This is a genomic window from Micromonospora sp. NBC_00389 (genome assembly GCF_036059255.1).
In the GTDB taxonomy this organism is placed as follows: Bacteria; Actinomycetota; Actinomycetes; order Mycobacteriales; family Micromonosporaceae; genus Micromonospora.
In genome coordinates, this window is sequence record NZ_CP107947.1 from 1349365 (window position 1) to 1372776 (window position 23412).

At 67.2% G+C, this 23412-nt stretch carries 26 protein-coding genes and 1 pseudogene; 9 read left to right on the top strand and 18 right to left on the bottom strand.

Going from position 1 to position 23412, the window contains the following annotated elements:
* Positions 1–76 precede the first annotated feature (76 nt).
* From OG470_RS06400 to OG470_RS06450, 11 genes are all read right to left on the bottom strand, one after another.
* On the bottom strand, positions 77–637 hold the full coding sequence (locus tag OG470_RS06400; protein ID WP_328421699.1) for a GIY-YIG nuclease family protein: 561 nt from the start codon (positions 635–637) through the stop codon (positions 77–79).
* Between the two features lie 295 nt (positions 638–932).
* Complete coding sequence (locus OG470_RS06405) at positions 933–1130, bottom strand: helix-turn-helix transcriptional regulator (protein ID WP_109804372.1); 198 nt, start codon at positions 1128–1130, stop codon at positions 933–935.
* Positions 1131–1752: 622 nt separating this feature from the next.
* Positions 1753–2262, bottom strand: a complete 510-nt coding sequence (locus tag OG470_RS37175; RefSeq protein WP_442931056.1) for a hypothetical protein — start codon at positions 2260–2262, stop codon at positions 1753–1755.
* Positions 2259–2783: a low temperature requirement protein A gene (locus tag OG470_RS06415; RefSeq protein WP_442931057.1), complete on the bottom strand. Its 525-nt coding sequence runs from the start codon at positions 2781–2783 to the stop codon at positions 2259–2261. Before OG470_RS06415 ends, OG470_RS37175 begins: the two co-directional genes overlap by 4 nt.
* Before the next feature lie 11 nt (positions 2784–2794).
* On the bottom strand, positions 2795–3007 hold the full coding sequence (locus OG470_RS06420) for a low temperature requirement protein A (protein ID WP_328421709.1): 213 nt from the start codon (positions 3005–3007) through the stop codon (positions 2795–2797).
* Between the two features lie 415 nt (positions 3008–3422).
* The gene (locus OG470_RS06425) at positions 3423–3596 is read right to left on the bottom strand and encodes a hypothetical protein (RefSeq protein WP_328421711.1); all 174 of its coding nucleotides are present in this window, start codon (positions 3594–3596) and stop codon (positions 3423–3425) included.
* The gene (locus OG470_RS06430; RefSeq protein ID WP_328421713.1) at positions 3597–3854 is read right to left on the bottom strand and encodes a hypothetical protein; all 258 of its coding nucleotides are present in this window, start codon (positions 3852–3854) and stop codon (positions 3597–3599) included.
* Between the two features lie 265 nt (positions 3855–4119).
* The gene (locus tag OG470_RS06435) at positions 4120–4962 is read right to left on the bottom strand and encodes an IS5 family transposase (RefSeq protein ID WP_328421715.1); all 843 of its coding nucleotides are present in this window, start codon (positions 4960–4962) and stop codon (positions 4120–4122) included.
* Positions 4963–5936: 974 nt separating this feature from the next.
* Positions 5937–6161, bottom strand: coding sequence for a hypothetical protein (locus OG470_RS06440; RefSeq protein ID WP_328421717.1), 225 nt, complete (start codon positions 6159–6161; stop codon positions 5937–5939).
* 216 nt (positions 6162–6377) lie between these two features.
* Entirely contained in the window at positions 6378–6932 is a 555-nt protein-coding gene (locus OG470_RS06445; RefSeq protein WP_328421719.1) for a hypothetical protein, read from the bottom strand.
* Positions 6933–6960: 28 nt separating this feature from the next.
* A complete protein-coding gene (locus OG470_RS06450; RefSeq protein WP_328421721.1) occupies positions 6961–7800 on the bottom strand; it encodes a hypothetical protein in 840 nt (279 codons plus the stop codon).
* Positions 7801–8006: 206 nt separating this feature from the next.
* Here OG470_RS06450 and OG470_RS06455 point away from each other — a divergent pair, with 206 nt between their 5' ends.
* From OG470_RS06455 to OG470_RS06470, 4 genes are read left to right on the top strand one after another with little or no spacing between them, the layout of a single operon-like run.
* Positions 8007–8465 (top strand): hypothetical protein, encoded by a 459-nt coding sequence (locus OG470_RS06455; protein ID WP_328421723.1) that lies wholly within the window; start codon positions 8007–8009, stop codon positions 8463–8465.
* Positions 8462–8953 (top strand): DUF7665 family protein, encoded by a 492-nt coding sequence (locus OG470_RS06460; RefSeq protein ID WP_328421725.1) that lies wholly within the window; start codon positions 8462–8464, stop codon positions 8951–8953. The genes OG470_RS06455 and OG470_RS06460 overlap by 4 nt, the downstream gene beginning before the upstream one ends.
* Positions 8950–9513, top strand: a complete 564-nt coding sequence (locus tag OG470_RS06465; protein WP_328421726.1) for a hypothetical protein — start codon at positions 8950–8952, stop codon at positions 9511–9513. The genes OG470_RS06460 and OG470_RS06465 overlap by 4 nt, the downstream gene beginning before the upstream one ends.
* Positions 9510–10901, top strand: a complete 1392-nt coding sequence (locus OG470_RS06470) for a hypothetical protein (RefSeq protein ID WP_328421728.1) — start codon at positions 9510–9512, stop codon at positions 10899–10901. Before OG470_RS06465 ends, OG470_RS06470 begins: the two co-directional genes overlap by 4 nt.
* On the opposite strand, the pseudogene OG470_RS06475 reads toward OG470_RS06470, so the two are convergent.
* Positions 10898–11020 (bottom strand): annotated as a pseudogene (locus OG470_RS06475) (thioredoxin-disulfide reductase); the annotation flags it as partial. The gene OG470_RS06470 and the pseudogene OG470_RS06475 sit on opposite strands and share 4 nt — an antisense overlap.
* Positions 11021–11291: 271 nt before the next feature.
* Here OG470_RS06475 and OG470_RS06480 point away from each other — a divergent pair.
* The 5 genes from OG470_RS06480 to OG470_RS06500 all read left to right on the top strand — a co-directional run bounded on the left by OG470_RS06480 (position 11292) and on the right by OG470_RS06500 (position 14969).
* Positions 11292–12488 (top strand): hypothetical protein, encoded by a 1197-nt coding sequence (locus OG470_RS06480; protein WP_328421730.1) that lies wholly within the window; start codon positions 11292–11294, stop codon positions 12486–12488.
* A 162-nt stretch (positions 12489–12650) separates the two neighbouring features.
* Positions 12651–13088: a hypothetical protein gene (locus tag OG470_RS06485; RefSeq protein WP_328421732.1), complete on the top strand. Its 438-nt coding sequence runs from the start codon at positions 12651–12653 to the stop codon at positions 13086–13088.
* A gap of 49 nt (positions 13089–13137) precedes the next feature.
* A complete protein-coding gene (locus OG470_RS06490) occupies positions 13138–13530 on the top strand; it encodes a hypothetical protein (protein ID WP_328421734.1) in 393 nt (130 codons plus the stop codon).
* A gap of 130 nt (positions 13531–13660) precedes the next feature.
* Positions 13661–14212, top strand: a complete 552-nt coding sequence (locus OG470_RS06495; RefSeq protein WP_328421736.1) for an RNA polymerase sigma factor — start codon at positions 13661–13663, stop codon at positions 14210–14212.
* Between the two features lie 13 nt (positions 14213–14225).
* Positions 14226–14969 (top strand): hypothetical protein, encoded by a 744-nt coding sequence (locus OG470_RS06500; RefSeq protein ID WP_328421738.1) that lies wholly within the window; start codon positions 14226–14228, stop codon positions 14967–14969.
* 658 nt (positions 14970–15627) lie between these two features.
* Here the strand turns inward: OG470_RS06500 and OG470_RS06505 are convergent.
* From OG470_RS06505 to OG470_RS06530, 6 genes are all read right to left on the bottom strand, one after another.
* Complete coding sequence (locus tag OG470_RS06505) at positions 15628–16506, bottom strand: hypothetical protein (RefSeq protein ID WP_328421740.1); 879 nt, start codon at positions 16504–16506, stop codon at positions 15628–15630.
* Between the two features lie 408 nt (positions 16507–16914).
* Positions 16915–17802: a hypothetical protein gene (locus OG470_RS06510; RefSeq protein WP_328421742.1), complete on the bottom strand. Its 888-nt coding sequence runs from the start codon at positions 17800–17802 to the stop codon at positions 16915–16917.
* A 193-nt stretch (positions 17803–17995) separates the two neighbouring features.
* Positions 17996–19420 carry a competence protein CoiA gene (locus OG470_RS06515; protein ID WP_328421744.1) on the bottom strand — a complete coding sequence of 475 codons (1425 nt, stop codon included), beginning with the start codon at positions 19418–19420 and terminating at the stop codon, positions 17996–17998.
* Between the two features lie 130 nt (positions 19421–19550).
* The gene (locus OG470_RS06520; protein ID WP_328421746.1) at positions 19551–19814 is read right to left on the bottom strand and encodes a DUF1883 domain-containing protein; all 264 of its coding nucleotides are present in this window, start codon (positions 19812–19814) and stop codon (positions 19551–19553) included.
* 163 nt (positions 19815–19977) lie between these two features.
* Positions 19978–20103: a hypothetical protein gene (locus tag OG470_RS06525; RefSeq protein WP_328421748.1), complete on the bottom strand. Its 126-nt coding sequence runs from the start codon at positions 20101–20103 to the stop codon at positions 19978–19980.
* 204 nt (positions 20104–20307) lie between these two features.
* Positions 20308–23406 (bottom strand): hypothetical protein, encoded by a 3099-nt coding sequence (locus OG470_RS06530; protein WP_328421750.1) that lies wholly within the window; start codon positions 23404–23406, stop codon positions 20308–20310.
* Positions 23407–23412: the final 6 nt, after the last annotated feature.

Here is a 23412-nt window from a genome sequence, read left to right on the forward strand (position 1 = left end):
CCCGGTCTCTTGACGTCTGCTCGATCTATCGGTCCAGCGGATGGTTCCGGGAAGGTCCAAGGCGCTGGCGGAATCGTTATGGCCTGGTGTGCCGCGGACCGGCGCTTGCCGCGTAAGCCGCCTTCGCGGCCTTGACCATGTCGCACGCATCACCGTGCTCCGCGCCTTCCACGTTCAGCGGCGGCCGAAGGACGGTGATCAAGGTTCTCTCGTGTTGCCGGGGCTGCTCGCACGCGAACCAGGTGAGACGTAGGTGGATCCGCATCCAGGCGGTCAGGCGCTGCTCGTCTTCAGGCACGAGGATCACGCGGTCGGTCCAGGTCGTCTGGTAGTGCTCGGTGGGAAGGAGGAGACCGGCGAGTGTCCGGCGCAGGGTGGAGCTGCCCGAGCGCGCGAGGTGGTTGCCGGCGATCCTGCTGTGCAGGCTGGTCGCGATCCCCAGGTACAAAAGGCGGACGCTCGGATCAGCGCTGCTGGGCAGGCCCGGAAGATTCGGGAAAACCTCAGGTGCCGCCCACCAGGCGTATAGGCCGGAGGTACGCGGCAGGAGTGGCACGGCATCAGTGAGGGGTGCTGGGGTGCTGTTCAGCCCGTCGATGGCGGCGCGAGGGATGTCCGGTGTGCCTGCCGTCGTCATAGGGGACGTCCTTCCGGAGGAGATGGCTTCGTGACGAGTTGTGCAACAGCAAACCGCGTCGGCTTGCGCGACCTGCTGTGCACTGCGGTCGGGTCCGTTCAGCCGTCTCGGCCGGACTGCCAGCGCCAAATCGCGCGATCGAGCGCGGTCGCGGTGATATCAAGCGACCGCCCTCGTGGCCCGCGCGTCCCGGTGCAGTGTCGGCTGGTCCACGGGCGGCGGCGCGGTTTACGTGTCGTTGGACACCCCGATGAGGGCCGAGCTGCGCGAGCGGGGAGCTCACGCGACGCTTGATCTAGCCGGCTTCGCCCTCAAGCTCCCTGCGGCGCTTCTCTGCCCAGGCCCGGATGTCGGCCGTCGCCCACACCCGCCCCACGGTCAGGTGCGCGATCGGCTCAGGGAAGTCGGGACGGTCTGCGAGTGTGTTCGCTCGCTGCCTGGACACACCGAGGAAGGCCGCTATCTCGGCCATGGCCATAACGTCCCCGGTCATCAGTGCCGACCATCCGACCGGGGCGGTTTACGACACGTCACCCTGCCCCCTTGACGAGTCGTCAACTCATCGGCGAGAGTCGGCGCATGCCCATGCGGAGAGCACCTAAACCCGTACCGCTCGCACCCATCCATCGGCCCGTGTGGCGGCGCTGGTTCCGCCGAAATTGCTCCTGCGGACTGAGGTGGAAGACGTGCCCCGACAAGCGGCTGGCCGTGCCCGTCGAGCCTCAGCGGGTCGAGCCGCCCAGGCGGGCCGACCTGCCCCCTTGGAACCAGCAGACCGAAATCCTGTGGATCGGAAACCTGCTCACGAGAGGGCAGGCGTACCGCGCGAACGGCGGCCGGCATGCGTGAGCACCTACCCATCCGCCCCATGTGGCTGTGTCGCGTCTGCGCGCAGCCCTGGCCGTGCGGGGAGGCTCGTTTAAGACTTTCTGCCGAGTACGTGAACGATCAGGTAGCGCTGAGCGTCTACCTGGCGTCAATGCTCGGCGAGGCCGCCGACGACCTGCGCAAGCTCAATCCCGAGCCTGGGCCAGATCACGTGCTCCTGTTCCGAAGGTTCCTTGGCTGGACAAGGCAGGGCGAGAGTCCAGGCCAGGCGGGCGAATAGGAGTGCGTCATCCGCTACCCACCCTTCGAACCGCCCTGCGCCTTGCGCATCCCTTGGAGGCGGACGACCGGACGACCAGGCGCGGAAGACCCCGCGCGTGGGGGGACGGCTCGATCCGCGCGACGGTGCGGGTCTTGGCGGTCGGAAGACCCCGGCGCGGGCGGGAACGACTACTCGGCGGCGTTGCGCGCGTGTCCGTCGCCGAAAAGACCCCGGCCCCGGGTAAAGGCGGAAGACCCCGCGCGTGCGGGGACGGCCTGCGCGCCGACGGCGAAGCCGGCACTCCGCGGGGAAGACCCCCGCGCGTGCGGGGACGGCGACCGGGCGACCGTGACCGGAGAGACGGAGGACGGAACCACCCCGCGTGCGGGGACGGCTGGCTGACCGGCGCCCCCTCCGGATGTGTCCTGATTCCAGTGACGAAGACTTTGGGCGGCCGGGTTCGCGCCGGCCGAGCGTGCCGATGCACCCGGCCGACCCACTGAAGCAGCAGGTCGATCGGTGCCAGGTCGGTCACGAGCAGGTCAGCGTCAACGTCGGCGAGGCGACGAAGGCCAGACCGAACCCGGCCGCATGCGGGAAATCCAACTCGCTGTCGCTTAACGCACTGGCGGATACGAAGATCGTCGCACCCAACGTGATCGACAGGAACTGCTGCAACCGCTCGGCCAGGTGCTCACCAGCGATCATCGCTACGTTGTCTCGCAGCCAGGAGACCGTCGACCAGCTGTAGCCGATGGCCAGCGCGAGGGTCCAAAGCCTGGTGTGGAGACCATCGTCGTTCACCAGCCCGCCCACGATCCAAGGCACCCCGCTTACGGCGACTGAGAGCAGGTACGGGATAGAGGCCCATTGAGGGCGGAAGACCAGCAAGAGCAGCGGGCGGGTTATCTGGAGCGCGACGTAGGCTCCGGCGAAGAGGAGAGAGCGCCGGCCGAACCCCTGCGCCGCCGCGATGGCCATCACCACGGCTCCGGTCATCGTGATGAACGCCATGACCTGGATCAGCAGCGAATCCGGGGGCAGCCGGCTGGTCACAGCGGCCGTCGTCACCTAGACCAGCCAGAGCGCCAGGAACAGCAGGACGTCTTCACCACCTCGCCGAACCGAAGCTGGTTCCCGGTGCTGAAGTTATGGATCAGCCGAACCCTGAGCTGATCGAGCGCGAACACGAAGGCAAGATCGAAGAACAACTCCACGAAGGTTGCCCGCTGCCAGACGCCTTCCTCGCGCACGCGCCGCCCGCCGCCCGGCTCACCCATCCGTCATCAGCCCGGCGCAGGGTCCCCACATAGTCACGGCGTTTCTCTCGCATCACTGATTACGCCGTGCCAACGAGTGACCAACGACGGAAGCCGCTCGACAGGGACTGAGTCGAAAATAGGCACCAATCGGAGCCGGACACGGCCGGTTGAGCCTGCGAACCTGCGCCGACCGGCGCCAGGGTGGAGCCGCGGGCGACCACCAGCTCCTTGAGGTCCTTCTCCGCGGTCTTGATCTTCTTGTCGATGCCCTCGAGTTCACCGATGAGTTCGACGGCGAGGCGCGTCTGCTCTCGCCCACGATGTCGCGGGGTTTGATGGTCGCGATCAGCGCACGTGCCTGCCGGGCGGACAGGAATTGCTTTGCCCCGCCTGGGAAGAGCTTCAGCAGTAGCCGGTGCAGCCGGTTGATGGTCTACCTCCTCGCGCGGCCCAGCTCGTCGCGGCGGTCGACCAGCATCCCCATCACCTGCAGGTCCGGGTCGAGTTGGACCTGCACGAGGTTCGGGGTGCGCAGTGCCACCATCGCGACCGAGTGCGCATCCACCGGGTCGGTCTTGCGGCCGTTGCCGGTGGCGAACACCCGCACCTACGCGGACAGTTTCGCGGGCACGTCGAGCACCGTCTCACCGTCGTGCAGCAGGCGGTGGGCGATGTGCTTGCCGATGCCGTTGCAGCCCTCGACCGCCCACACCCGATCGGCGTACTTGCGGCCGGCGGCGACTATCTGCGCGTAGCCGGTCTTCTCGGTGCCGTACCTGCCCACTGCGAGCACCCGGGCGCGTTCGTCGACGACCTCGATGGTGGCTGAGCGCTTGTGCGGGTCCATCCCGATGATCACGGTCATCGGCGCCTCCCCTTGACTGAATTCTGTGAGTTGTCAGCAAGGAGGGCACCGCTACTTTGAGCCGAACAAACCCCTTTCCAGCCTCTCCTCGCGCGGTGCCCGGCGAGACCGCAGGCCATGAGAAAGCCACACCAATGACACCGGTGGGCGGCCGCAATGTGGGAGCGTCTCGCCGAGCACCTGGACCGAGTCTGGCCGGACATCGATCCTGCGGAAGGTCTCTAAGAGGGCGTCTGATTCACGTATTTTGCGAGTGATGTGATCTTCAGATGTCTCGCCAGGTTGGGGTGGTTTCGTCGGTGACCCGCTTGGTGAGGTTGTCGATCATCGCGATGCGGATCATGCTGGCGGAGTTGTCGGGTAGGGCTTCGTAGTCGCGGGCGAGGCGTCGGTGCAGCATGATCCAGCCGAGGGTGCGTTCGATGACCCATCGGCGTTTGACCACCGAGAACCCTTTGATGTGCGGGTCTTTGGCGACGACCTCGACGTCGATGCCGAGGGTGGCGCCGTGTTCGATGACCTTGTTCTTGAAGCCGGCGTCGACCCAGGTCTTGGCTAGGGCGGGATGCGCGGCTTTGGCCTGGTCGAGGAGGTTGATGCCGATGGTGTTGTCGCTGGCGCTGGCGCTGGCGGCGGTGACGATGACGGCGAGGAGCAGGCCGAGGGTGTCGGTGACGATGCCGCGTTTGCGTCCGACGATCTTCTTGCCGGCGTCGATGCCCTGGCTGGCCAGCGGCGCGTTGGTGGAGGTCTTCACGCTCTGGGTGTCGATCACGCCGGCCGAGGGCTGCGGGGCGCGTCCGGCCTTGGCGCGAGCCAGGCCGGTGAGCTGGTAGTTGAGTTGGGTGAAGATGCCATCGCCTGTCCAGGCGGTGAAGTAGCCGTAGACCGTCTGCCAGGGCGGGAAGTCGTGGGGCAGATAGCGCCACGCGATGCCGGTGCGGTTGACGTAGAGGATCGCGTTGAAGATCTCCCGCAGGTCGTAGGTGGGTTTGCGTCCCCCGACGCCAGCATCGGTGCGAGCCTGGCGCCAGGCGTCCAGTCGTGGTGCGATCAGCGCCCAGCGGGCGTCGGACAGGTCGGAGGGGTAGACGGGTCGCTCGGTCACACGACATGTCTACTGCGGACTACACGGTGGATCGCACCTGGGGTCCGACGATTCCCGAACTTTGTGAACCAGACACGATCTGCGGATCAAAGCAGGGCATCTCGCATCGACATCAATCAGGTGAACCTGGTCCCAGTGGTGATAATTCGGCCCTGCCGACGCCTCGCCGACCAGGCCCACGAAAGCAGCAATACGTAGCGAGAATGATCAAAACACCCAGTAAGAGCTACCTGGAGCTGACCCAGGTAGACCTGTAGATCCAGCCAATCGCCCTCACCGCCCTTGGTCCAGACCTTGCGATCGATCTCCACGAGGAATTCGGCTGCCTTCCGGCGGGCTCCTGCGGGGCTAACTACGTTCCCGCAACTGCGGGGCGTCCAAGAGGAAGTGCTAGCCCATTCCTAAACCGTGTGTGGCAGGTGCGACTCGGAGGCGACGGACCCCTTCCGAACCGAGAGGGACAGGCTAGGACGTAGGCCACGCTCGTCGTACGAGCACCAATCGAGCAACATGCCACCCGTAGGGGACGAACGACAAGAGGCGCCCGACCCCTATTGTGGCAGGTCAAACGCCTCTTGATCTTGTGCGCCCGAAGGGACTCGAACCCCTAACCTTCTGATCCGTAGTCCGAAGCCCCGAGCACACACTCCTACAAATAGCACTCTACATAAAACTCGTCCGGCCGCAAGCCTTCCGGTCCGTTCAAGTCCAAGGCGTCCTCCCAGGTCCACGCCCCTGCACAGGCAGCCAATCCGCAGTTGTCGATGGACCATCGGGTGTCGCGCTTCCTGTCGGGTCCGGTTGCGTAGCGCTAAATCCGCGTCAGTTCCCCGTCGGCCGAGCAGCCACCGAGCAGCCACGATCGCCGCGGACCCAACCGTCGCCGCGCCCGCCGCCACCGTTCGAGCGGACGCCATCACCTACACGTGCTGCCGGCACCGTCGGCTCGAAGGCCTCTGCTCGCACCGAACACATCACCATGCGCCGCTGGATGCCGCCTTGGCAGTCCGGTCCGAATCCTCTTGCTCGCGTTCAATCGGAGATCCTGTCTTCAATGACGGGATTCCATTGGCGGCGAACCACCCGCCGATCTGCTGCCACATGCTCGCCGGCCAGTACCAGCGGCGGACCGTACCGGTGTCGCTGAACTGGCCGAGCTGTTCCACCGCGTAGGTGTTGCCGATCTCGTTGAGCAGCATCGAGGATGCTTGCACGGTGCCCGGCCCGAGCCGATCGAGCGCGCCAAGGCTCAAGACTGCCTCGGCCGGCACTGAGGATGCGACGGCAGGCATCCGGCTTAGGGACTCGGTGCCCGAGTCTGTCTGCCGGCAGATCGCGATGGGGCGCTCCGGCGATGCGGTGACGAGCCGCGCATGCGAGTGCCGGAGCCGCGAAGGAGACACAACTCCAGAGGCTCAAACTTCGGGTGCGGAGTAGGTGAATTCCTTGCCACCGCGCTCTGCGACCCCACGCCGCCGGACGAGCGCTCTCGCCGCGACGAGGCGCTTGAGCCGGTTATTCGCATTTGGGGCGCTGATGCCTAGTTGTTCAGCGACCGTCGTCGCGGTGAAAGTTCCCAGCGCCCTGGCGAGCTTGAAGGTGTCCGAGAGAACATCCGACGCCGCCAGTAGCACAAGGTCATCACCGAGTCGCTCCAGCGCGATAAGTTCGCGGCGTTCGAAGGCGATGACGATCGTTTCTCGGGTGTCGTTGTTGAGTCCGGTGACGAGCACGGAGGTCGGGCCGTCGTCCTGGGTGGCGAGGGTGGAGTAGTACTTGCGGAGGAACTCGTCGGTGAAGCTGACGGTCATTGCCTCGACGTTGGCGAAGTTGATGACAAGAAGGCTGGTGCCAGGCGGGATGTGGTCTTCTAGGTCGTGAAGCACTTTCCTGCCGCGTTCCCTGGTTGACAGGAACGCCCGGTGTTGTCCGACGTCGTAGGTGACGGTCGTAGCGGGATCCGGTTTCACCTGACTGATTGAAACATGTTACGGCTCGTTACGGAACTCGGACGCGGAGCCAGGCCCAGGTGCCGTCCACCGGTTCGGCGACACGGCTGCAGATCGAGGTGGGTTCCGAGCGGAGCTTCGCGGTGGCGACGGCGTCTCCGCTGCGGAGCATGAGTTCACCTCCCTTGCCGCCTCGGACGGCCTGCCGCCACAGGTTCGGTAGTCCGTGGCCTCGCCCTTCGGCGCGTCTATTGCCGCCATTCAGTGCTAGCTCGAGGGCCGGGGGTCCTTCCAGATCCTGGTTGGTGGTGCTGGAAAGGACCTTTTGGATCCCGTCGCCGGAGTCGCAGACGGCGAACTCGAACCCAGGTGTACGGCTCAGGGTGCCGCTGTAGAGCTGGGCGGCGGTGAAGGCGCCGGTCTCGCTGTAGCCGTGTGTGGTGGCGTTGCTGAGTAGCTCGCCGAGGCTGCGGAAGGCCGCCCTTCCCGCTTCCGGTCCAAGCCGCGCCTTTACCAGTCGGCCGAGTGTCTCGCTGATGTCGTCGATGTTGGCGGGCGTGACCTCGGCAACCTCGAGGAGTTTGTCGGAGTGGTCGCGGCGCACCTGGGATGGGACCGACCCCTCGATCTCGGTGAAGGGCTTGAGTAGCTCCACAACGTTCATCCGCACGAGATAAGACGCGATCTTCGGGTCGTGAGGAACGAGCAGGTGGACTTCACGGCCGCGGGCAGCGGCGACGGTCCCCATCGTGACGATGGCGGCGAGCTCAAGCGGGCTGACCCACTGGAGTCCTCGCGCGTCGAGCACCAGGTTCCCCGTGTCGCCGTGAAAGTCAGCCCTCAGCTCTCGGCGTCGGAGAGGGTTCCGGCCGGCTAGCTCGATACGCACCCACCAAGCATGACAGCTCGAACGGGGCAGGCGCGCCCTCGGGACGCCGGAGTGGGCCAAAGGCCGCTTCGGGGTTGCGCTGGACACGATCACCTGTTTCACTGGTCTCAGTGAAACCGAAATCTCGGGGACGGCCGGTGCTCAACCACCAGCCTCCGAGACCGCGGAGCCCGTCGACACGGCCCCGCTGAAGCAGAGGAGCAGACGTGAGGATCCACAAGTTCACGGCCGGCGAGGCCGTCGCCCGGACCCGCGAGGTCGAGCCCGATGTGCGGCTCGGTGACCTTCTCGTCCTCGAGGAGGACGAGAAGGCGTTCGTGGTCGACGACGAGGCCGAGCTCGACGTGACTGTGACGGTCGAGGCGGCTCTGGCCGGGCGGCCGGGTCACCTGGCTACTTCGGCCTGCCGCCAGATCGCGGTGACGGTCGGGTACGCCGGAGCCGACAAGGTGGTCAAGGTGCACCCGGCCATCCGGCTGCGTCAGGTCCGCAAGCGGGCGATCGCGGCGTTCGGGATCAGCCAGGCCGCCGCGGCCGATCTGGTCCTGCGGCTCCCTGGCGAGACTGAGGACCTGGACCTGAACGCGCCGGTCACCACCATCGTTCCGAGGCGCACCTGCAGCGCCATGGTCGACCTGGTCCACACGGTCCGGCCGCAGGGATGAGCACGGCGTCCGAGCCCGGCGTCGACCCGAACCTGCGACGTCTGCGCCGGCATCTGTTGGCCGCCGACGTCGAGGCCGGTGTCGACGCCGGGTCGTGGCGCGTCGTCGACCTCACCTGGCCGTTCCTGACGGTGGCCATCGCGGTCGGCGAGGACGCGGAGCTGGGCATGCGGCTCGACGTCCAGGACTACCCGCTCCAGGCGCCGGCGGGGCAGCCCTGGGACATCACCGCGGACACGCCGCTCCCCATGGCCGAGTGGCCGGTCTCCGGCCGCAACCCGGAGATCTTCCGCCCGGAGTGGTCGCCGGCGAACAAGAACGCGCCGTACCTGGCCTGCGACCGAGCCGGGATCATGAGCCACCCGAACTGGGCCAGCGAACGCCCGGAGCGGGCCTGGAACGCGACTCGCACGATCGGGTTCTACCTGCGGGAGCTGCACCGGGAGCTGTCCTGCGCGACGATGCCCCGGAACGGGGATGCCCGGTGACCGCCCGTCTGACGATCGCACCGGACCTGTTCGGCGTCCTGCTCGCCGGGCTGACCGAGCGGGGGCAGGGACACCGCGAGAGCGGCGCTTTCCTGCTCACCGACCGGTCCCACCCCGAGAACGAGCTGCCCCAGCCGGTCACCGCGATCGCGTTCTACGACGACCTCGATCCGGACTGCCTCACCGGGCGGATCGACTTCCACGCCGCCGGCTACACCGCGCTTCAGGACCTCTGCCGTCGTGACGGGCTGCGCGTGGTCGGCGACATCCACACCCACCCGGCCCACCGCGTTCAGCAGAGCCGCGTTGACGCTGCGCACCCCATGGTCGCCCGGGACGGCCACGTCGCGCTGATCGCCCCGCACTTCGCGGCCGGCGTCACCGACGTGTCCCCGCTCGGGGTCCACCTGCGTGTGAACGGCGACTGGGCGTCCTTCTACGGAGAACAAGCCGCCGAGCTCCTGCTCGTGCCCGAACGGCACTTGGCCGCTGAACTCAGACCGTGGTGGCGCCGGCTGCTGTCCCGCTTCCGCCGTCGGCAACTTCAGGAGAGACGATGACCATCTCGATCACCGACACCTTCAACCGCACCGCCCTGCTGGCAGTGCACGAGGGAACCCAGGCGACCGTCAACGCCGCGCTCGACGCGCACGTCGCGACGGGAATGGCCATCGTCGCGGACAGCGTGGCCTCGGACGTGCGCGGCCAGGCCGCGCTGTGCACGGCCGTCGCGACGGCGGTCCGCGCGTTCGGCCAGGTCATCGTGATCACCGACGGCCACGTGCCACTGACCGCCGGGCCGCACCGAGGGCACACCACCAGGCAGATGATCGACCGGGAAGGCGCCCGGCACGCCGATGACCTGACCGACGTCCCGGTGGACTGGCCCGTGCTGTACCTCGGCGACGCTACGCGTCCGGCGCCCGCCGGCGGCGTCCGGCTCCGGGCCAGGTGGAGCGGCTGGACCGCTCACGTCCATCCGGCCGACACGGGGACCGACCACGCCGTCGAGGGCAACGTGCTGGCTGCGATCGCCGCCGGGGCCCTCGGTGTGCACGAGGCCTTCGGCGCGCTCCGCAACCGCCCGGGCAGCGACGCCGGCTGGCGCACCATCACCGTCAACCTCTGGCAGCCGGGGACCAGCGCCGACGGGCCCGAGCTGACTCACGCACCGGCAGCCTGGTGGATCGTCGGCCTCGGTCACCTCGGCCAGGCCTACGCCTGGGTGATGTCCTGGCTCACCTACCTCGACCCGGACCGGGTCGAGGTGGTCCTGCAGGACACCCAGCGCGTCGTGGACGCCAACCACAGCACCGGGCTTCTCACCCCGGTGAAGCCGGAGCCGGTCCGCAAGACCCGTCTGGCCGCGGCGGTCCTCGAGCGGGCCGGTTACGACGTCGTCATCCTCGACCGGCGGCTCGATCACACCAGCCGTGTGCTGGCCGAGGACCACCATGTCGCGCTGCTCGGCGTCGACAGCCTCGACCCTCGCAGGCTCATCTCCGGAGTCGGCTGGAGGCTCGCCATCGACGCCGGACTCGGCGTCGGACCGGCCGACTTCAACGCCCTGCTCCTGCGCCGATTCCCCGCTCAGGTCCCCAGCGTCCAGGTCCTCGGCTGGAAGGAGGGCGTTTCGCAGCAACGACGTGCTCCCACGGCCGCCCTCGCCGACCTTGAACGACGCGATCCCTGCGGATCGGTACAACTCGCGGGGACCGCCGTCGGCGCCGCCTTCGTCGGCGTCGTCACCGCATGCCTCGGAGTCGCCCAAGGCGCCCGCGCCGCCCTGTCCGGAGACGGCTTCGACGTGATCAACCTGCACCTGCAAACCAACGACGTCGATCTCGCACCGGCAACCCGCGAGGTCGATGTGGTCGGGGGCCGCCTCTTGCCCGTGAGTGACCGGCGCCCGGCCATCTCAGGAACGGCGGCGGGTCAAGGAAGTTAGGTCAGGGTGGCGAGGTGGCGTTCGGCGTCGAGGGCGGCGGCGCAGCCAGTGCCGGCGGCGGTGATGGCTTGGCGGTAGGTGTGGTCGACGAGGTCTCCGGCGACGAAGACGCCGGGCAGGTTCGAACTGGAGTGGTGCGCGGATCGCCCCGCACCGTCAACTGGCGAGGCGGCCGATTGAAGTCCGCGCCACGGGTGACAGGACCATGCCGGCCCATGACCGCCGGCTGTCGCGACGGCGGATCGATCACGCGCCCGCCTACCTTGCTGAGATCGAAGTGTGCGGACCAGGACGGAGGTCGACCGCAGCCGGCGCACGATCGTAGCCGATGAGCGGATACAGCGGCGTGTCGCAACTAGCCGAAGAGCGTCGACGGGTTGTGATGTCGTGGTGACCATCTTCTCTGGGACCACCCGGACCGACCCGTCCCCGGCGGTGCACGGAGATGGGCGGTTCAAGTTCTTGGACCGCGTCTCGGGGGCGTACTGGGACCAGGTCCGTGACGTGATCGAGGATTGGTTCAGCCGCCTGTGTCCGGACGCCCAAGCCGACGTCAGGGGTCGGCTGAGATCAAAGGACAACAGGCAGTTCAGCGGGGCGTTCTTCGAGTTGTACCTACACGAGTGCCTGCTTCGGATGGGCTACACCGTGACGTGCCACCCGGTGCTGAAGGGGACGACTCGCCGGCCGGACTTCCTGGCTGAGAAGGACGGACGGTCGGTCTACGTCGAAGCGCGGTCGGCATCCGACAGCGACGTCGCTGTCGGCGCGGCGGCGCGAATCAACGCGGTGTACGAGTCGCTCAACAGATTGGACAGCCCCAACTTCTTCCTCTGGATCGAGGTCGTGAGGCAAGGTCCTGGTCCGCTCCGCGCCAAACCGCTGCGCGGCCGCCTGGAGAGATGGCTCAGCGGCCTGGACCCCGACAAAGTCCCGCTGGGCGGGCGCCGTGACGACCTCCCGTCCCACCTCTACGAGGAGCAGACCGAGGGCGACGACGTAAGCTGGATCATCGAATTCTGGGCCATCCCCAAGTCCTCCGAGGCGCGCGGCAGAGAAGGCGTCCGACCTCTGGGGATCTTCGGCGGGAACGCGGCGTCGGTAAACGACGAGGACGGCATCCTCGGGGCGCTGAGCGACAAGGGCGCGGCCTACGGCCCGCTCGGCGCGCCGTTCATCGTGGCGGTTGCTTCGAGCAGCATGTCTTTGGACGACCACGACGTGTGCAACGCCCTCTACGGCAACGAGATGTTGCAGATCGCGACTGCGCCGGATGGCACCGAATCGCACGCCGTCGTCCGCGAAGCCAACGGCTACTGGTACGCAGGCGACAACTGGGACCACCGCGGGGTGTCGGCCGTGCTCGTCGTCAAACAGCTCCACCCTGCGTTCGTCGGCAACCAGCAGCACACGATCTGGGAGCACCCGGACCCGGAGCACGCTATTGAAGCGCTGCCGATCTGGCGCAGCGCTATCCTCGGCGCCGATGGCCGGATGGAGTTCGACGACCCGCCGCGTACTCAGAGCGACTGGTTCGGCCTCGGCGACCCCTGGCCTATCGGCGAGCCTTTCCCTCGTCAAGCCTAAGAAGCCGATCTTGTACGCGAGGTGCCGGGAAACCGTGGTCGCGGACCGCTGGAACTGACGGCGTGGACTGTTCGTTGCTGGCTGGGCTGGACGCCTGCATCGGGCTTAACGCACTGATTTGCCGCCGACGGGCGCCAGAGGCAGGAAATTTCCTCACCCTCCGTGGACATCTGGCACGGGCATCGACCCGACCCCGTGCACGCACGTGCCGAGATCAGTGCATCGGGCGCGGCAAGGAGGAGCGGCGCCGAGCCGGCTGGGCCGCCGAGCGTGGTTTTCTTTGAAGTGGGCAACCTGCGGAGCGGCGGCACGCAGCTGCGCCAGGCCCGGCCGGGCCGCTCCGATGACGTTGAGCGCTTTCACTTGCGGCAGAGGGTGCGGCAGGTGCATCGCCGACTGAGTCGGGCGGGGCAGTTCCATCAACGCTGCACAGGCGCGCCGCCGGGAGTGCGGTTCGACGATGGGAAGGCCCGCGTGCGCTTCATCCGCTCGGTCTCGCGGCTCACGGCCGAGACTGCCGCTGAGCACGTCGGGCAAGCGACGCCTACGTGGAAGCAGCTGCCGAGAATGGCGCTCGGCGTGCACATCTCCGCGCTCTGACCGCAGGACAGGCGGCGGACAGGATCAGCTACCGACCCGGGTGTGCGGCTTGAGCACCACGCTGGAGATCTCCACGACCGCGCCGCCGACGGGGCACGGGCCTGAAAATCTTGAAGACGGCGGTTCACGCTCGACCCGTCAGCGCCCTCTTACCTGTCACAGCCGCGCAATCGGCGACGGCCACGAGCAAGAGCGAGGTGCAGTGCAGAACATCAGCTGGGGGTGGGTCACCGCCGCAGTCGTCGGCAACCTCACCATGCTGGCGGCACTATGGATCCGCGCGCGGTGGCGCGCCCAAGCCGAAAAGACCCGCGGTGACTCCCTCATCGCGATCGCCGAGGCCCTGCCCGGTGGCGGCCGGCTCCGCGACCAGCGGGCCGACGGGTCGTGCATCACACTGAGCGTGCCTGCCACTGCCCGCCCTGGAGGCCGCCGTGGATGACCGCACCACTGACCGGCCGCAGCCGGCGCCGGACCTCCCGCGCGGTGGGTTCTCGGCATCCGACTTCGCCGGGGCCCTGGCGGAGGTACCCACGCCAGGGGACATGATCGTGCAGATGGGCAGCGGGTCCGTGCAGGTCGAGGTCAAGACCAGCAGCCGAGAAACGGGCGTCTTCGAGGCGGCCGAGCGGGCGCGGATCGTCGAGGAATTCAGCGCCTTCTACCGCAGCTTCGCCGCCAGGCTGGCTGGCTGGCTCATCTGGCAAGGGGCCTCAGAGGCCGACGCCAAGGACGTGGTGCAGGAGACGATGCACAAGGCCTACCGGCGGTGGCGCACCATCGACAACCCGGAGGCGTGGGCACGGGTGACCGCGTCCCGGGGGTATGCCGAGCGCCTGGGGAAGGTCGACGCGATGCCAGTCGAAGACATCGCCGAGCACGTCCCGAACACGCCGGACGGCTGCGAACTCGCCGCGGCGGACGCCAAGCAGGACATCCGGCTGGCGCTGCGGCAGCTGCCGCAGCGCCAGCGACAGCTGCTCGCCTGGTCGTTCGAGGGGTACACCCCGACCGAGATCGCCGAGCAGTTGCATATAACCCCCGAAGCGGTCCGCAGCAGCCTCCACAAGGCGCGGAAAAAGCTCGACGGGCTTCTGCAGGCGTGGGACGCGGGCGACCAGTGAGCGAGGGGGAATCATGAACGACACGACCATCGGAACGCCGGACCACATCGCCGCGGCCGCCACCGCCGAGCTTGATGCTATCCAGCGTCGGCTCGAGGCGACGTGGGACATCGAGGCTGGCCTGCGAGAGATTCTGCTGGAGGAGCACTACCAGCGGTTCGTCGAGGAGAGGGCGGGCCGCCTCGACGTCGAGGCTGGCCTCGCAGAAGTACTCGTCGGCAGCGATGAAGAGGACCTCCGGAATGCCGTGACGGCCCTACAGGTGGACCTGCGGCGCTGGAAGAGCACCCTTGACGCCATCTCCGCTGGCTACGGCAAGGTGGAGGTGTCTGCGGGGCCAAACACCTTCGAGCGTGTCCGGCTGCTGGCGCGAGAGGTGGACAGGACACTCGGCGTGGTCTGGGCAGACCACCGCAAGCTGATCCGTGCGAACGCGATCGACCGACGTTGCGCCAATGACCTTGTAAAGGTTCAACGCCAGGCGGACCACTGGCTGCCCTACTTGGCCCTGCTGGCAGACCAGCTGGAACAGGGGGTCGTCGGTCTGGAGACAGCCCTTGGGACTGTGCGCAATACCGCGCTCCTGCTCATGAGTGTCTACGACGTCCTCAGCACGATCCGGTACCCGCGGAGTAAGCGGCGCGGCCACCCGTTCGCGCCAAAGGTGTTGGACCTCGCCGTTGACGTGAACCTACTCAAGCGGCCGATCAAGCGTCTGTTCGATCCGTCGGACGAAGTGGTCGACGTGCTGCTATGACCGGCCGGGCGGGCGGCGTCGCTGCCAACCCGCTCGGCTGGCCGGGCCGAGGTCAGCTGCGCCGGGCAGAAAGGCGGGCCGATCGTCGACAGGCCTTCGCGGATTGGTGAGGGCTACGCCGTTTAGCTTGGCGGGGCTGCACCAGCGCCGCCCGGCCCTGTTGCACTCCGGGTCGCGGGCAGAACGGCGCGAGGCCGGAGCGGAAGTCCGCTCCGGCCTCGGCAAGACAAGTCGCCGCTCTGCCAATTGAGCTACATCCCCGCGATGTGGAGATGACGGGGCTCGAACCCGCAACGCGCGACATGATCAGGAGCACCTCGGGTGCTAGAGCAAGCTTAGCACGATGCCCGAAATCACCCAATCGCCTGCTGCCCGCCGACGCCGCCAGCGAGGTCCTGCGCACCTTTCGTCAAGAGCAGCGGCGCAACCTGCTCGGCAGCCTCGAGCCGGACGGCCAGCACGCCGTGTAGACCACTGACCGGGCCCCGGAGATCGCCAAGGCAACAGGTGGACGGCGGCTGGGCGACCGGTGGCAGCACGGTTGCCCACAGACCGAAGAACGAAGAGGTCAAAACCCAAGGCGGAGCAACACCGATCAGCTAGATGGTCCTCGTCCAGTCGGACGCTGTTCGTGAGTTGCTCCGCCCGTTGCGGTGAGCTAGCGGTCCACGCTGGATTGGATCCGCAGCGTGTGGCCGTTGAGGTGAAGGTCGTGGGCCTTACCTGCCGCCGTGGCGGTCACGCCCGGCAGGCCGATGGTCTCGTCGAGCAGCATGCTGATGAGGTCTTTGGGGTACGGGTAGCTGTCCCATTGCAGGTGCCATCGTCGGCCGGCTCCGACAAGGCGGCGGCCTCGGAAGTCGTGGAAACTGGTGGGTGTCGCCCGCTGGAGTGGGTCGGAGAACCAGTGGCCGATGGCCCAACGTCCGGCGATGTCGCGGGCGTCGAGGCGCATGGCTAGTGCTCGCAGAATCGCGGCGACCCCTTTGCTGGGGGAAGGGTTGAACTGCAGCATGTGTTGTTCTGTGGCGTGGAGGGGCACGTCTGGCGTCCACCATCGGTAGCCATCGCCAGTGTCGCGGGTGTAGACCCCGAAGCGGGCGTCGTCGAAGACTCCTCGGTGCTGGTCGGTGACGGTCATGCGCGCGCCGGTGGGCAGGTGCACCAGCCGGTAGGTCTCGTTGCCGTCGACTTGGTTCAGTCTCAGCCCGGGCAGCCCTATGGCCCCTGTTTCTTCGCCGCTGGGAACGAGGTATCCGAGGACATTGGTGGGGCAGTCGGTCACCACGACGAGGTCGTCGATGCGGGGGGACATCGTGAGCGAGTAGTGGGTCAGGCGGCTGACGATCGAGGTGCCGGCGATCGCTCCGTCAAACAGGTAGGTCGCGAGAAGGGTGCGGAGCCGTTGTTGGGGGACGGTGCAACGGTCCAAGCCGAGGTCGCCGATGTGTCCGATGCCCTGCCGGGCTGCGGTGATGTGCTCGCCGGTGTAGGCCGCCCGGAGACGGGCATGGGCGGTGTGAGCTGTGTGAGGCATGCGTGACCCTCCGCGCTGCCCGGCCAGCGGTTGTCACACAAGTTCGGTCTATGACGAAGTTGGCTTGCTGGCGGAGCGGGCGTGGCACACCCTTGGTCGGAGCGCTTGCCAGGTCCGGGGGTGGCCTGCGCTACTTCCAGCCCTCCGCGGCCGGATCATTTCCAGGCTAGCAGGCTTGCTCGATCCCCGAACGTGGCGATGCTTCTGGCGGCTACGTCCGCCAAGGCGTTCGGACGTTCGCCAACGCCAGTGATTGGCGTAATCCCCCAGAAGCGGATGTGTTGGTGCTCGCCCGGACGGGCTGAGCACGAGAGGGCGGGGCGGCCCCGACGGTGGGCTCCTTTGCTGAACCGCCTCTACGCGGTGCCGAGCGAGCGCAACGGCTTGAGCTGGTCGCGCCGCGCCTACCTAGTCGCCAGGATTGGTTACGACCCAGTCGAGAAGATTCGCGTAGGCAGTGATCGCGGCATACACGTCCTCGCGTAGTCCGGCCATGGTGATCAGTTGGGATCCGCAGGTTCGGCGGTCTACGAGGCGCCACTCCACTCGCTGGGTTTTCCCTGGTCCGTCGGGTCGCGACCGGGCCTCGCCGACGACTCGGGTGATGTTCCCGTGTGCCAACTCGTTCCGACGCCGCACGACGGCCCACAACTCCTCCCGCGGGAAGCTGCGGTTCGCTTCCGAGGATGGACGACTCGCCAGAAGCGACTCAACACGATGAAGTCGTTTGCCAATCATCCACTGGTCGAGCTCGTTTCGACGTGTCTCGAGATCATCTGGTTTCTCCAGATGCAGGATCACGTCGCCAAGGAGGTCCTCCAGGACGGTGCTCTGCGTGATGACGAGACCTCTCCGTTGATCAATCTCGCTGCGCTCGGCGACTTCTTCCCAGTCAAGGTCGACCTCGTCGTGAAATGACAGGAGAAGGTCATAGCTTGAGAAGACGTTCAAGGGTTCGTCCGAGTCGTCGCCGAACGACACCTCGATCACGTCAACGGACAGTTGCTCCATGATCCGAACGTTGTTGTCGTCCAGCATGCCGGCGTAGGCCCAGTCGACGGTGTACGAACAGGCCAGGCCGGGATAGTCCGGCGTCCGGAAGGCGCAGCGCCAACCGCTGACTTCTGGAACTAGGTCCGAGCTCTTGCGTCGGACGTCGCCGTGACGGGGGCACCTGATGTGTGTGGCGACCGGAGCAGCCTGCCAGCGACGAAGTAGCGCGACCTGCCCAGGGCTGAACGGCGCGTAGACCTTTGGCGTGTCGGTTGGAAGTTCCAGCGCGATTCGGAGCGCCACTCGATGTCTCCACTACCTGTCTCGGAAGGACGCGTCGGTGTGGACGAATGCGTCACGCCCCTATCCTGCCGTAGCGCCACCACCGTGGTCAGCCGTGACTACGGGGTTCTCGGGCCGCTGGTGAGGACCGGGACTGCGACCGGCCAGGTCTCGGGCGCCGGGGACCTGGCGCGTACGTCGGATGGAATCCGATCTAGATCAGCGACATCTGCTCGTGGTCGGGGAGGTCGAAGTGCACGACACGGGTGGGGTCAATGGCGCCGGTGGCGGCGAGTTGTTGGGCTTCCCGGGCGTTACGCACGTAAACCGGGACCGCAGGGGGCAGCCGATGCAGTGATGCAGGGCTGGGCCGGAGTACCCCGTGTAGCCGCAGGCGAACGCGAATCGCGATGCCGTAGGCGCGGTCTGGGGTGGGGCCTTGGGCATCGAACTCGGGGCGGGCGGCGTGCGTCTTCCACAGCAGATCCGCGACGGCCTCGCGGAATTCGTGGATCTGCTCGGCAGACAACTCCCCCCACCATCGGTCCGCGGCCAGTCGCTCGTCCTGCTCCTGGCGCAGCCGCTGCTGCTCAGCGGCGCGTTCCTGTGCCTGCCGCTGCTCCTCCTCGACTTCTCGTCGCTGGCGTGCCTGTTCGGCTTCGGCTGCCCACATGCGCAGTTGCTCATCTCGCCGGGCGGCCTCCTCCGCTGCCCTGATCTCGCGTTGCCGTTGCTCGTCTTTGCGTCGGGCCTCGGCTTCTGCTTCGGCTCGCTGCTCGGCCTGGCGTTGCTGCTCTTCGCGTTGGCGCTTGCGTGCCTCCTGGCGCTGCCGCATCGCCTCGTGCCGAGTCTCGCTATCAATGTGCGGGCTGGAGGTCCAGACCAGGCGCCGCCGACGGTAGAGGTCGTCGGCGGCGAACCACACCCGCCGGTATCGGGGGCGGACCTCGTGCACGAGGGGCTGCCCTCGCGACGCCCAGCGGACGAAGGCGGTCAGCTCCAGCGTGTCGACGGCGCCCCAGGCGCCGCGGTCAAAGTCGAACGCTGACGGACCCTCCACGACGGTCCAGGGCCGGCCCTGCGTGGGTTCGCGGACCCGGATCGACGGCACGTGTCCCATCCACGGGGCCTGCGCTGCCGGACTGACCCAGCACACGCCGACACCGGCGGCGCGGTATCGCTCGGTGCGCTCCTGGATGTCCTCGATGGTGATGGGCGACAGTTGGGCCTCCCAGGCGATGCGTCGGGTGCCGTCGTGCGAGGAGGCGAGGACATCGGCGCGCCATGAGCCATCCGGGGAGCGGACCTCCAGCTCGGCGTGCCAATCAGCGGCCCGTACGGCGGTAGCCAGTTCCAGCTTGAGGAGGTGATGCTCCAGGGACTCGTTCAACCAGGCGCAGTCGGTGAGGCGTCCGGGGTCATGGGCGAAGTACCGCAGCCCCCGAGCGGACACCTTGGCATGAACCCCATGCCCGCACTCCGGACACCGCAACGCCACCCGCGGCCGAATCCTGTGCACCGCCGACCAGGTCAGACCACAGCCGAGGTCGGGCAAGGTGGCGTCGATGCGGCCCACCTCGGGATGAATCGCCGCGAAGGCCAACTCACCGCCGCCGCCGTCTAAACGTGCCGCGGACAACCCGGCCACCGTTGGTGACCATGCGGATCTCGCCCACGCGCACCTCTCACCGATGGTCGCGGAAACGCATATACGTCGAGCATGGCAGAGCGGTACGACAACATCACTGCTCGTACCTGTCCCCCAGTGGTCAGTCGAAGACCTGGTTGACCGTGACTCGGATGCGCTCGGGGTAGCTGTCGACGATGAGCCACCAGTGATCGTCGTAAGGCACCTCCAGGACCACGGGAGTGAGGTCGTAGAAGCCACCGAAGAACTCGTACTCGTCGCCGTCGACGTACGCCTGATACTCGTCGCCGTCCATCAGGCAGACCCTGGCGGTCGAGCCGCGCAACCCGATCTCGAACACCGCGCCAGTGGCGCACTCACCAAGGTCCCAGTAGAGGTGATCCACACACTATGTGTAGTGGATGATGACGCCCCGTAGAAAGCCCTACCGGGCGTGGTCTTGTCCGCTCCGCAACCCACGGCCGCTCGCGGGGTGCCTGCCGAGTTGATGCCGATGGTCAACACTTCTCGGCAGGTCACCACCGGCGGCAGTGTTCTCGACTAACGGGTCACCAGTCGTCCATGAAGATGAAGCTGATGTCGCCGCCGTAGACCGTCCGGTGCACCGCGTCGTCGACTACGGCCTGTTCGCGATCGGCCCGGCTCAGCACCGCCCGATCGACGCCGCTCTGCACGTCGACACCGCGAACCTGGCATCGGAACCGGACCACCCTTCAGCGGACCAAGAAATGTGGTTGTCCACCGACTCCCTCTGCGACGTCGGGCCCTCGCGGGCATCCCCGACGAGATCGTGCGCTCTGCGCAGCGTCGCCTGCTGGCCGGGGCTGATGCTCACAAGCTTCGTCGGCGCTCGCCGCGCGAGCAGCGGCCGTCGGCGCCTATGGCTCCCGATAGGGATAACGGGGATAGGGCAGACCGAACCACTCCGCGAACGGTGGATATTCGCTGACTGCCGTGCCCACCTCGGGGGTGGGCTCAGGGGCACGCCACGGCGCTGCGGTTCGCCCATCAGGCTCTAGCCCGTAGCGGCGCAATTGCTCCACCTCGGTCCCTTTCAAGCTGAACTGGAGATCGATGAGGTCAGCACCTGCCAGGCACGCGTCACGAAGCACCCGTTCGGCCTCCTTCGCGCGCCCGTCCTTCTCGAGTACATCGGCCAGCGTCGACAACACTTCCGTCGATGGTTGCGCCACGCCACGCAGTAGTTGTTCCGCCTCAGCAGTGCGCCCGGTTTCGGCGAGCATGCGGGCCAGTTCGACGAGTACGTGCAGGTCCTCAGCAGCTGTCTGGCGAAGGAGCGCCTCGGCCTGCTCGGGCTGACCGGCTTGCCGGAGGAGATGCCCGAGCCGAACCGGCGCCTGGGGTTTGCCAGCGGCGGTCAACCGCCGAAGCACCTCGTTCGCCTCGTCGTGATGCCCGAGGTGCATGAGTTGGCCGGCAACGTCGAGAAGGACTTCCTGGTCGTCGGTGGCCGCCCGCTGCCGTAGGACATCCGCCGCGTCCTCAGTCTTGCCTAGGCGGTCTAGCATGTTGGGCAGCAGCAGATTCGCGTGCTCGTCGCCTGCGTCGGCGGCCCGCCGCAGCCAGCTTTCGCCTTCTTCGAAGAGTTCCGGATCGTCGTCAAATTCGATGCCGTCGTCGATGAGCAGCCCGGCGAGCCGCTGCATGGCCCAGGCATGACCGTCTTCGGCCGCGTGTCGCAACAATTCGTCCACTCCGCGCCACTGGTCGGCCTCGATCAGTAGTTCGACGCACTGCTCCAGGGCATCAGCGGGGATCCTGTGGACAATGGTCGAGAGTAATGTCCGGCTCTCCTCTGCGCGGCCGAGGTCATCCATGAGGCCGGCGAGCAGAATCGCGGCGATCGGGCTGCCCTTGGCGGTCTGCTGGTGCAGCAGGGGTTCCAGATCGCCTTGCTGGTCCTGCTCGTACAGCACGTTTGCCAGCACGACGAGCGCGGGAGGATCGCCTTGTTCTGCGCGGCCCGTCAACAAGGCGCGGGCCTCGTCGCTGCGTCCGCTGTCGGTGAGCAGGTCCACGAGCCGAACAAGAGCGTCAAGATCGTCACGGTTCTCGACGAGCTGTCGCAGGTGCCGCTCGGCGTCGGCGGGGTCTTCGTGCACCTCCTGACCCGAGGTCGCGTCCCACACGTACCGCTGGGCGAGCGATTGAATGGCGCTCTCATGGCCGAGTTCGGCCGCTCGCCTTACCCAGGGGTCGCTCTCGTCGTGCCGGTCGAGTCTGCTGAGAAGCACGCCGATGGCCATGGCCGCGCCAGGTGAGCCCTGGTTGGCCGGCGACGCGCAGAGTGTGACCGCATCGCGGTAGAGATGGCGATCCTCGGCTTCCCTGGCCAGGCGTAGCTGGTCCTCAAGCGGGCCCGGATCGGCGAGCAGGACGGCCCACAACTGTGGGGGCAGCGGATACATGTCTTGCTCGGGACGCAGGTGCTGAAGGAGATAGTCGGCGAGCACGTAGCCGTCGGGCTCGCCGAGATCGGACTGAGACCGCACCGGCGTCAGCGGAGCGATGACACCCTTGACCATCCGGGTGACGTAGGCGATGGCCGCGGCGAACCAAGGTGCCGTACGGGCCCGTTGCTGTTCGTCGAGATAACCTGCCGCCGCGTGTTCGAGCATGGTCGCAGACAGCGGAGCGGCGCGACCGGCGGCGCGGGCATCGGCTGCGGCAAGCATGAGCGCTCGGGCGTACGGATCGGCATCCCGGTAGGCGGCGATAAGGTCCGGGCCGGCTGCCAGTGCCTGAGTAATCCGGTTCGAGGATCCGGCGGTCGCGATGGCGTCGCGAAGGCGTGGATCGGAGCGCGACCGGGCCACGTCGACATCGGCGGGTAGGAATGTCGGCGGTACGTCAATGCGGACTGCTCGGGCCAGCAGTGTTCGAACCTCATGGTATGGATCGGCGCCGTCCGCGTCCGGCTGCGTGGTGAAGCGTTGCCAGTACTGCGGCCACAGGGTGCCGATCACGACCACAGGCGCGTTCGAGCGCAGCAACTCCATCACGGCGACGGCCGCCGCCTCGCGATGGGGAGAGCTGAAATATCGCTGCGCCTCGTCGAGCCAGATCACTGAGGGTGGACCCGCCGGCCGCTCCGACAACGCGAGCGCGGTGGTGGGGAACTCCAGCGCCCAGTCCGGCAGGCACGCCAGGACCGCCTCGTATGCGGTGCGCGTCTTCCCGGTTGATGACCCACCGACTAGGACGACGAGCACGCCGTTCATGGGCATGGGGTGCAACAGCCGACGAAGCTTCGCGTCATGGCTTCGACCCACGTAGTCCGGTAGCGTCGTCGCGACCTGCTCCGCCGGGCTGATCGACCGGTGCACGCCCAGGTCGAAGGGCTCCCAGTCGACTACCCGGCGCTCTGGCGCTACGGTCGCGCGCCGCCGCTCACGCAGGGCTTCGTTGACATCATTGATGGTGTCCATGGCCTGAGCCAGAACATCCCCGGGCGTAAGGAATTCCGCGAAACGTCGGCTGATCCCGGGATAGGCGTCCAGGTAGGCGGACAACTGATTGGCGTCCCACAAGGCCCAGCCTTTAAGGCCAAGGCGCTGCGCGTATTCGCTGAGGAGGTCGTTGACACGGTCGATGCCGCCGCGCCCCGCGACGCTGGTCAAGCGAACGTTCGTGGCGACGATCAAGTACTGCGGCATTCGGCCGTCGGTGACGCGCCGCCGTCGCGGCTCAAGCCATTGGTTCAATTCGCTGGTGAGGGTCCGGCGCAACCATTGGGCATCGGGAACACCGTCAGCAATTTGGCGACACTTCGCCTGCAGGACACCGTAGCCGTTCCAGTCAGCCCGAAACGACACCCGGCCATCGAAGGTAGCCTCGCGGCCCCCGTCCGGGCCCGCGCCGAAAGCCTGGATCGCCGGGCCCAGCACCCGCACCGCGAGCGCCCTACACAGCTCCTCGAATCGCCGCTCGTCCAGCCTGCTCAGCTCGTACGCCACTGAACT

Excerpts from the sequence above, each read along its gene's own strand:
- OG470_RS06400 (WP_328421699.1), bottom strand. The coding sequence starts at position 637 with ATGACGACGGCAGGCACACCGGACATCCCTCGCGCCGCCATCGACGGG.
- OG470_RS06405 (WP_109804372.1), bottom strand. The coding sequence starts at position 1,130 with ATGACCGGGGACGTTATGGCCATGGCCGAGATAGCGGCCTTCCTCGGT.
- OG470_RS06420 (WP_328421709.1), bottom strand. The coding sequence starts at position 3,007 with ATGGGTGAGCCGGGCGGCGGGCGGCGCGTGCGCGAGGAAGGCGTCTGG.
- OG470_RS06430 (WP_328421713.1), bottom strand. The coding sequence starts at position 3,854 with ATGACCGTGATCATCGGGATGGACCCGCACAAGCGCTCAGCCACCATC.
- OG470_RS06440 (WP_328421717.1), bottom strand. The coding sequence starts at position 6,161 with ATGCTGCTCAACGAGATCGGCAACACCTACGCGGTGGAACAGCTCGGC.
- OG470_RS06460 (WP_328421725.1), top strand. The coding sequence starts at position 8,462 with ATGAGCACGGCGTCCGAGCCCGGCGTCGACCCGAACCTGCGACGTCTG.
- OG470_RS06470 (WP_328421728.1), top strand. The coding sequence starts at position 9,510 with ATGACCATCTCGATCACCGACACCTTCAACCGCACCGCCCTGCTGGCA.
- OG470_RS06500 (WP_328421738.1), top strand. The coding sequence starts at position 14,226 with ATGAACGACACGACCATCGGAACGCCGGACCACATCGCCGCGGCCGCC.
- OG470_RS06505 (WP_328421740.1), bottom strand. The coding sequence starts at position 16,506 with ATGCCTCACACAGCTCACACCGCCCATGCCCGTCTCCGGGCGGCCTAC.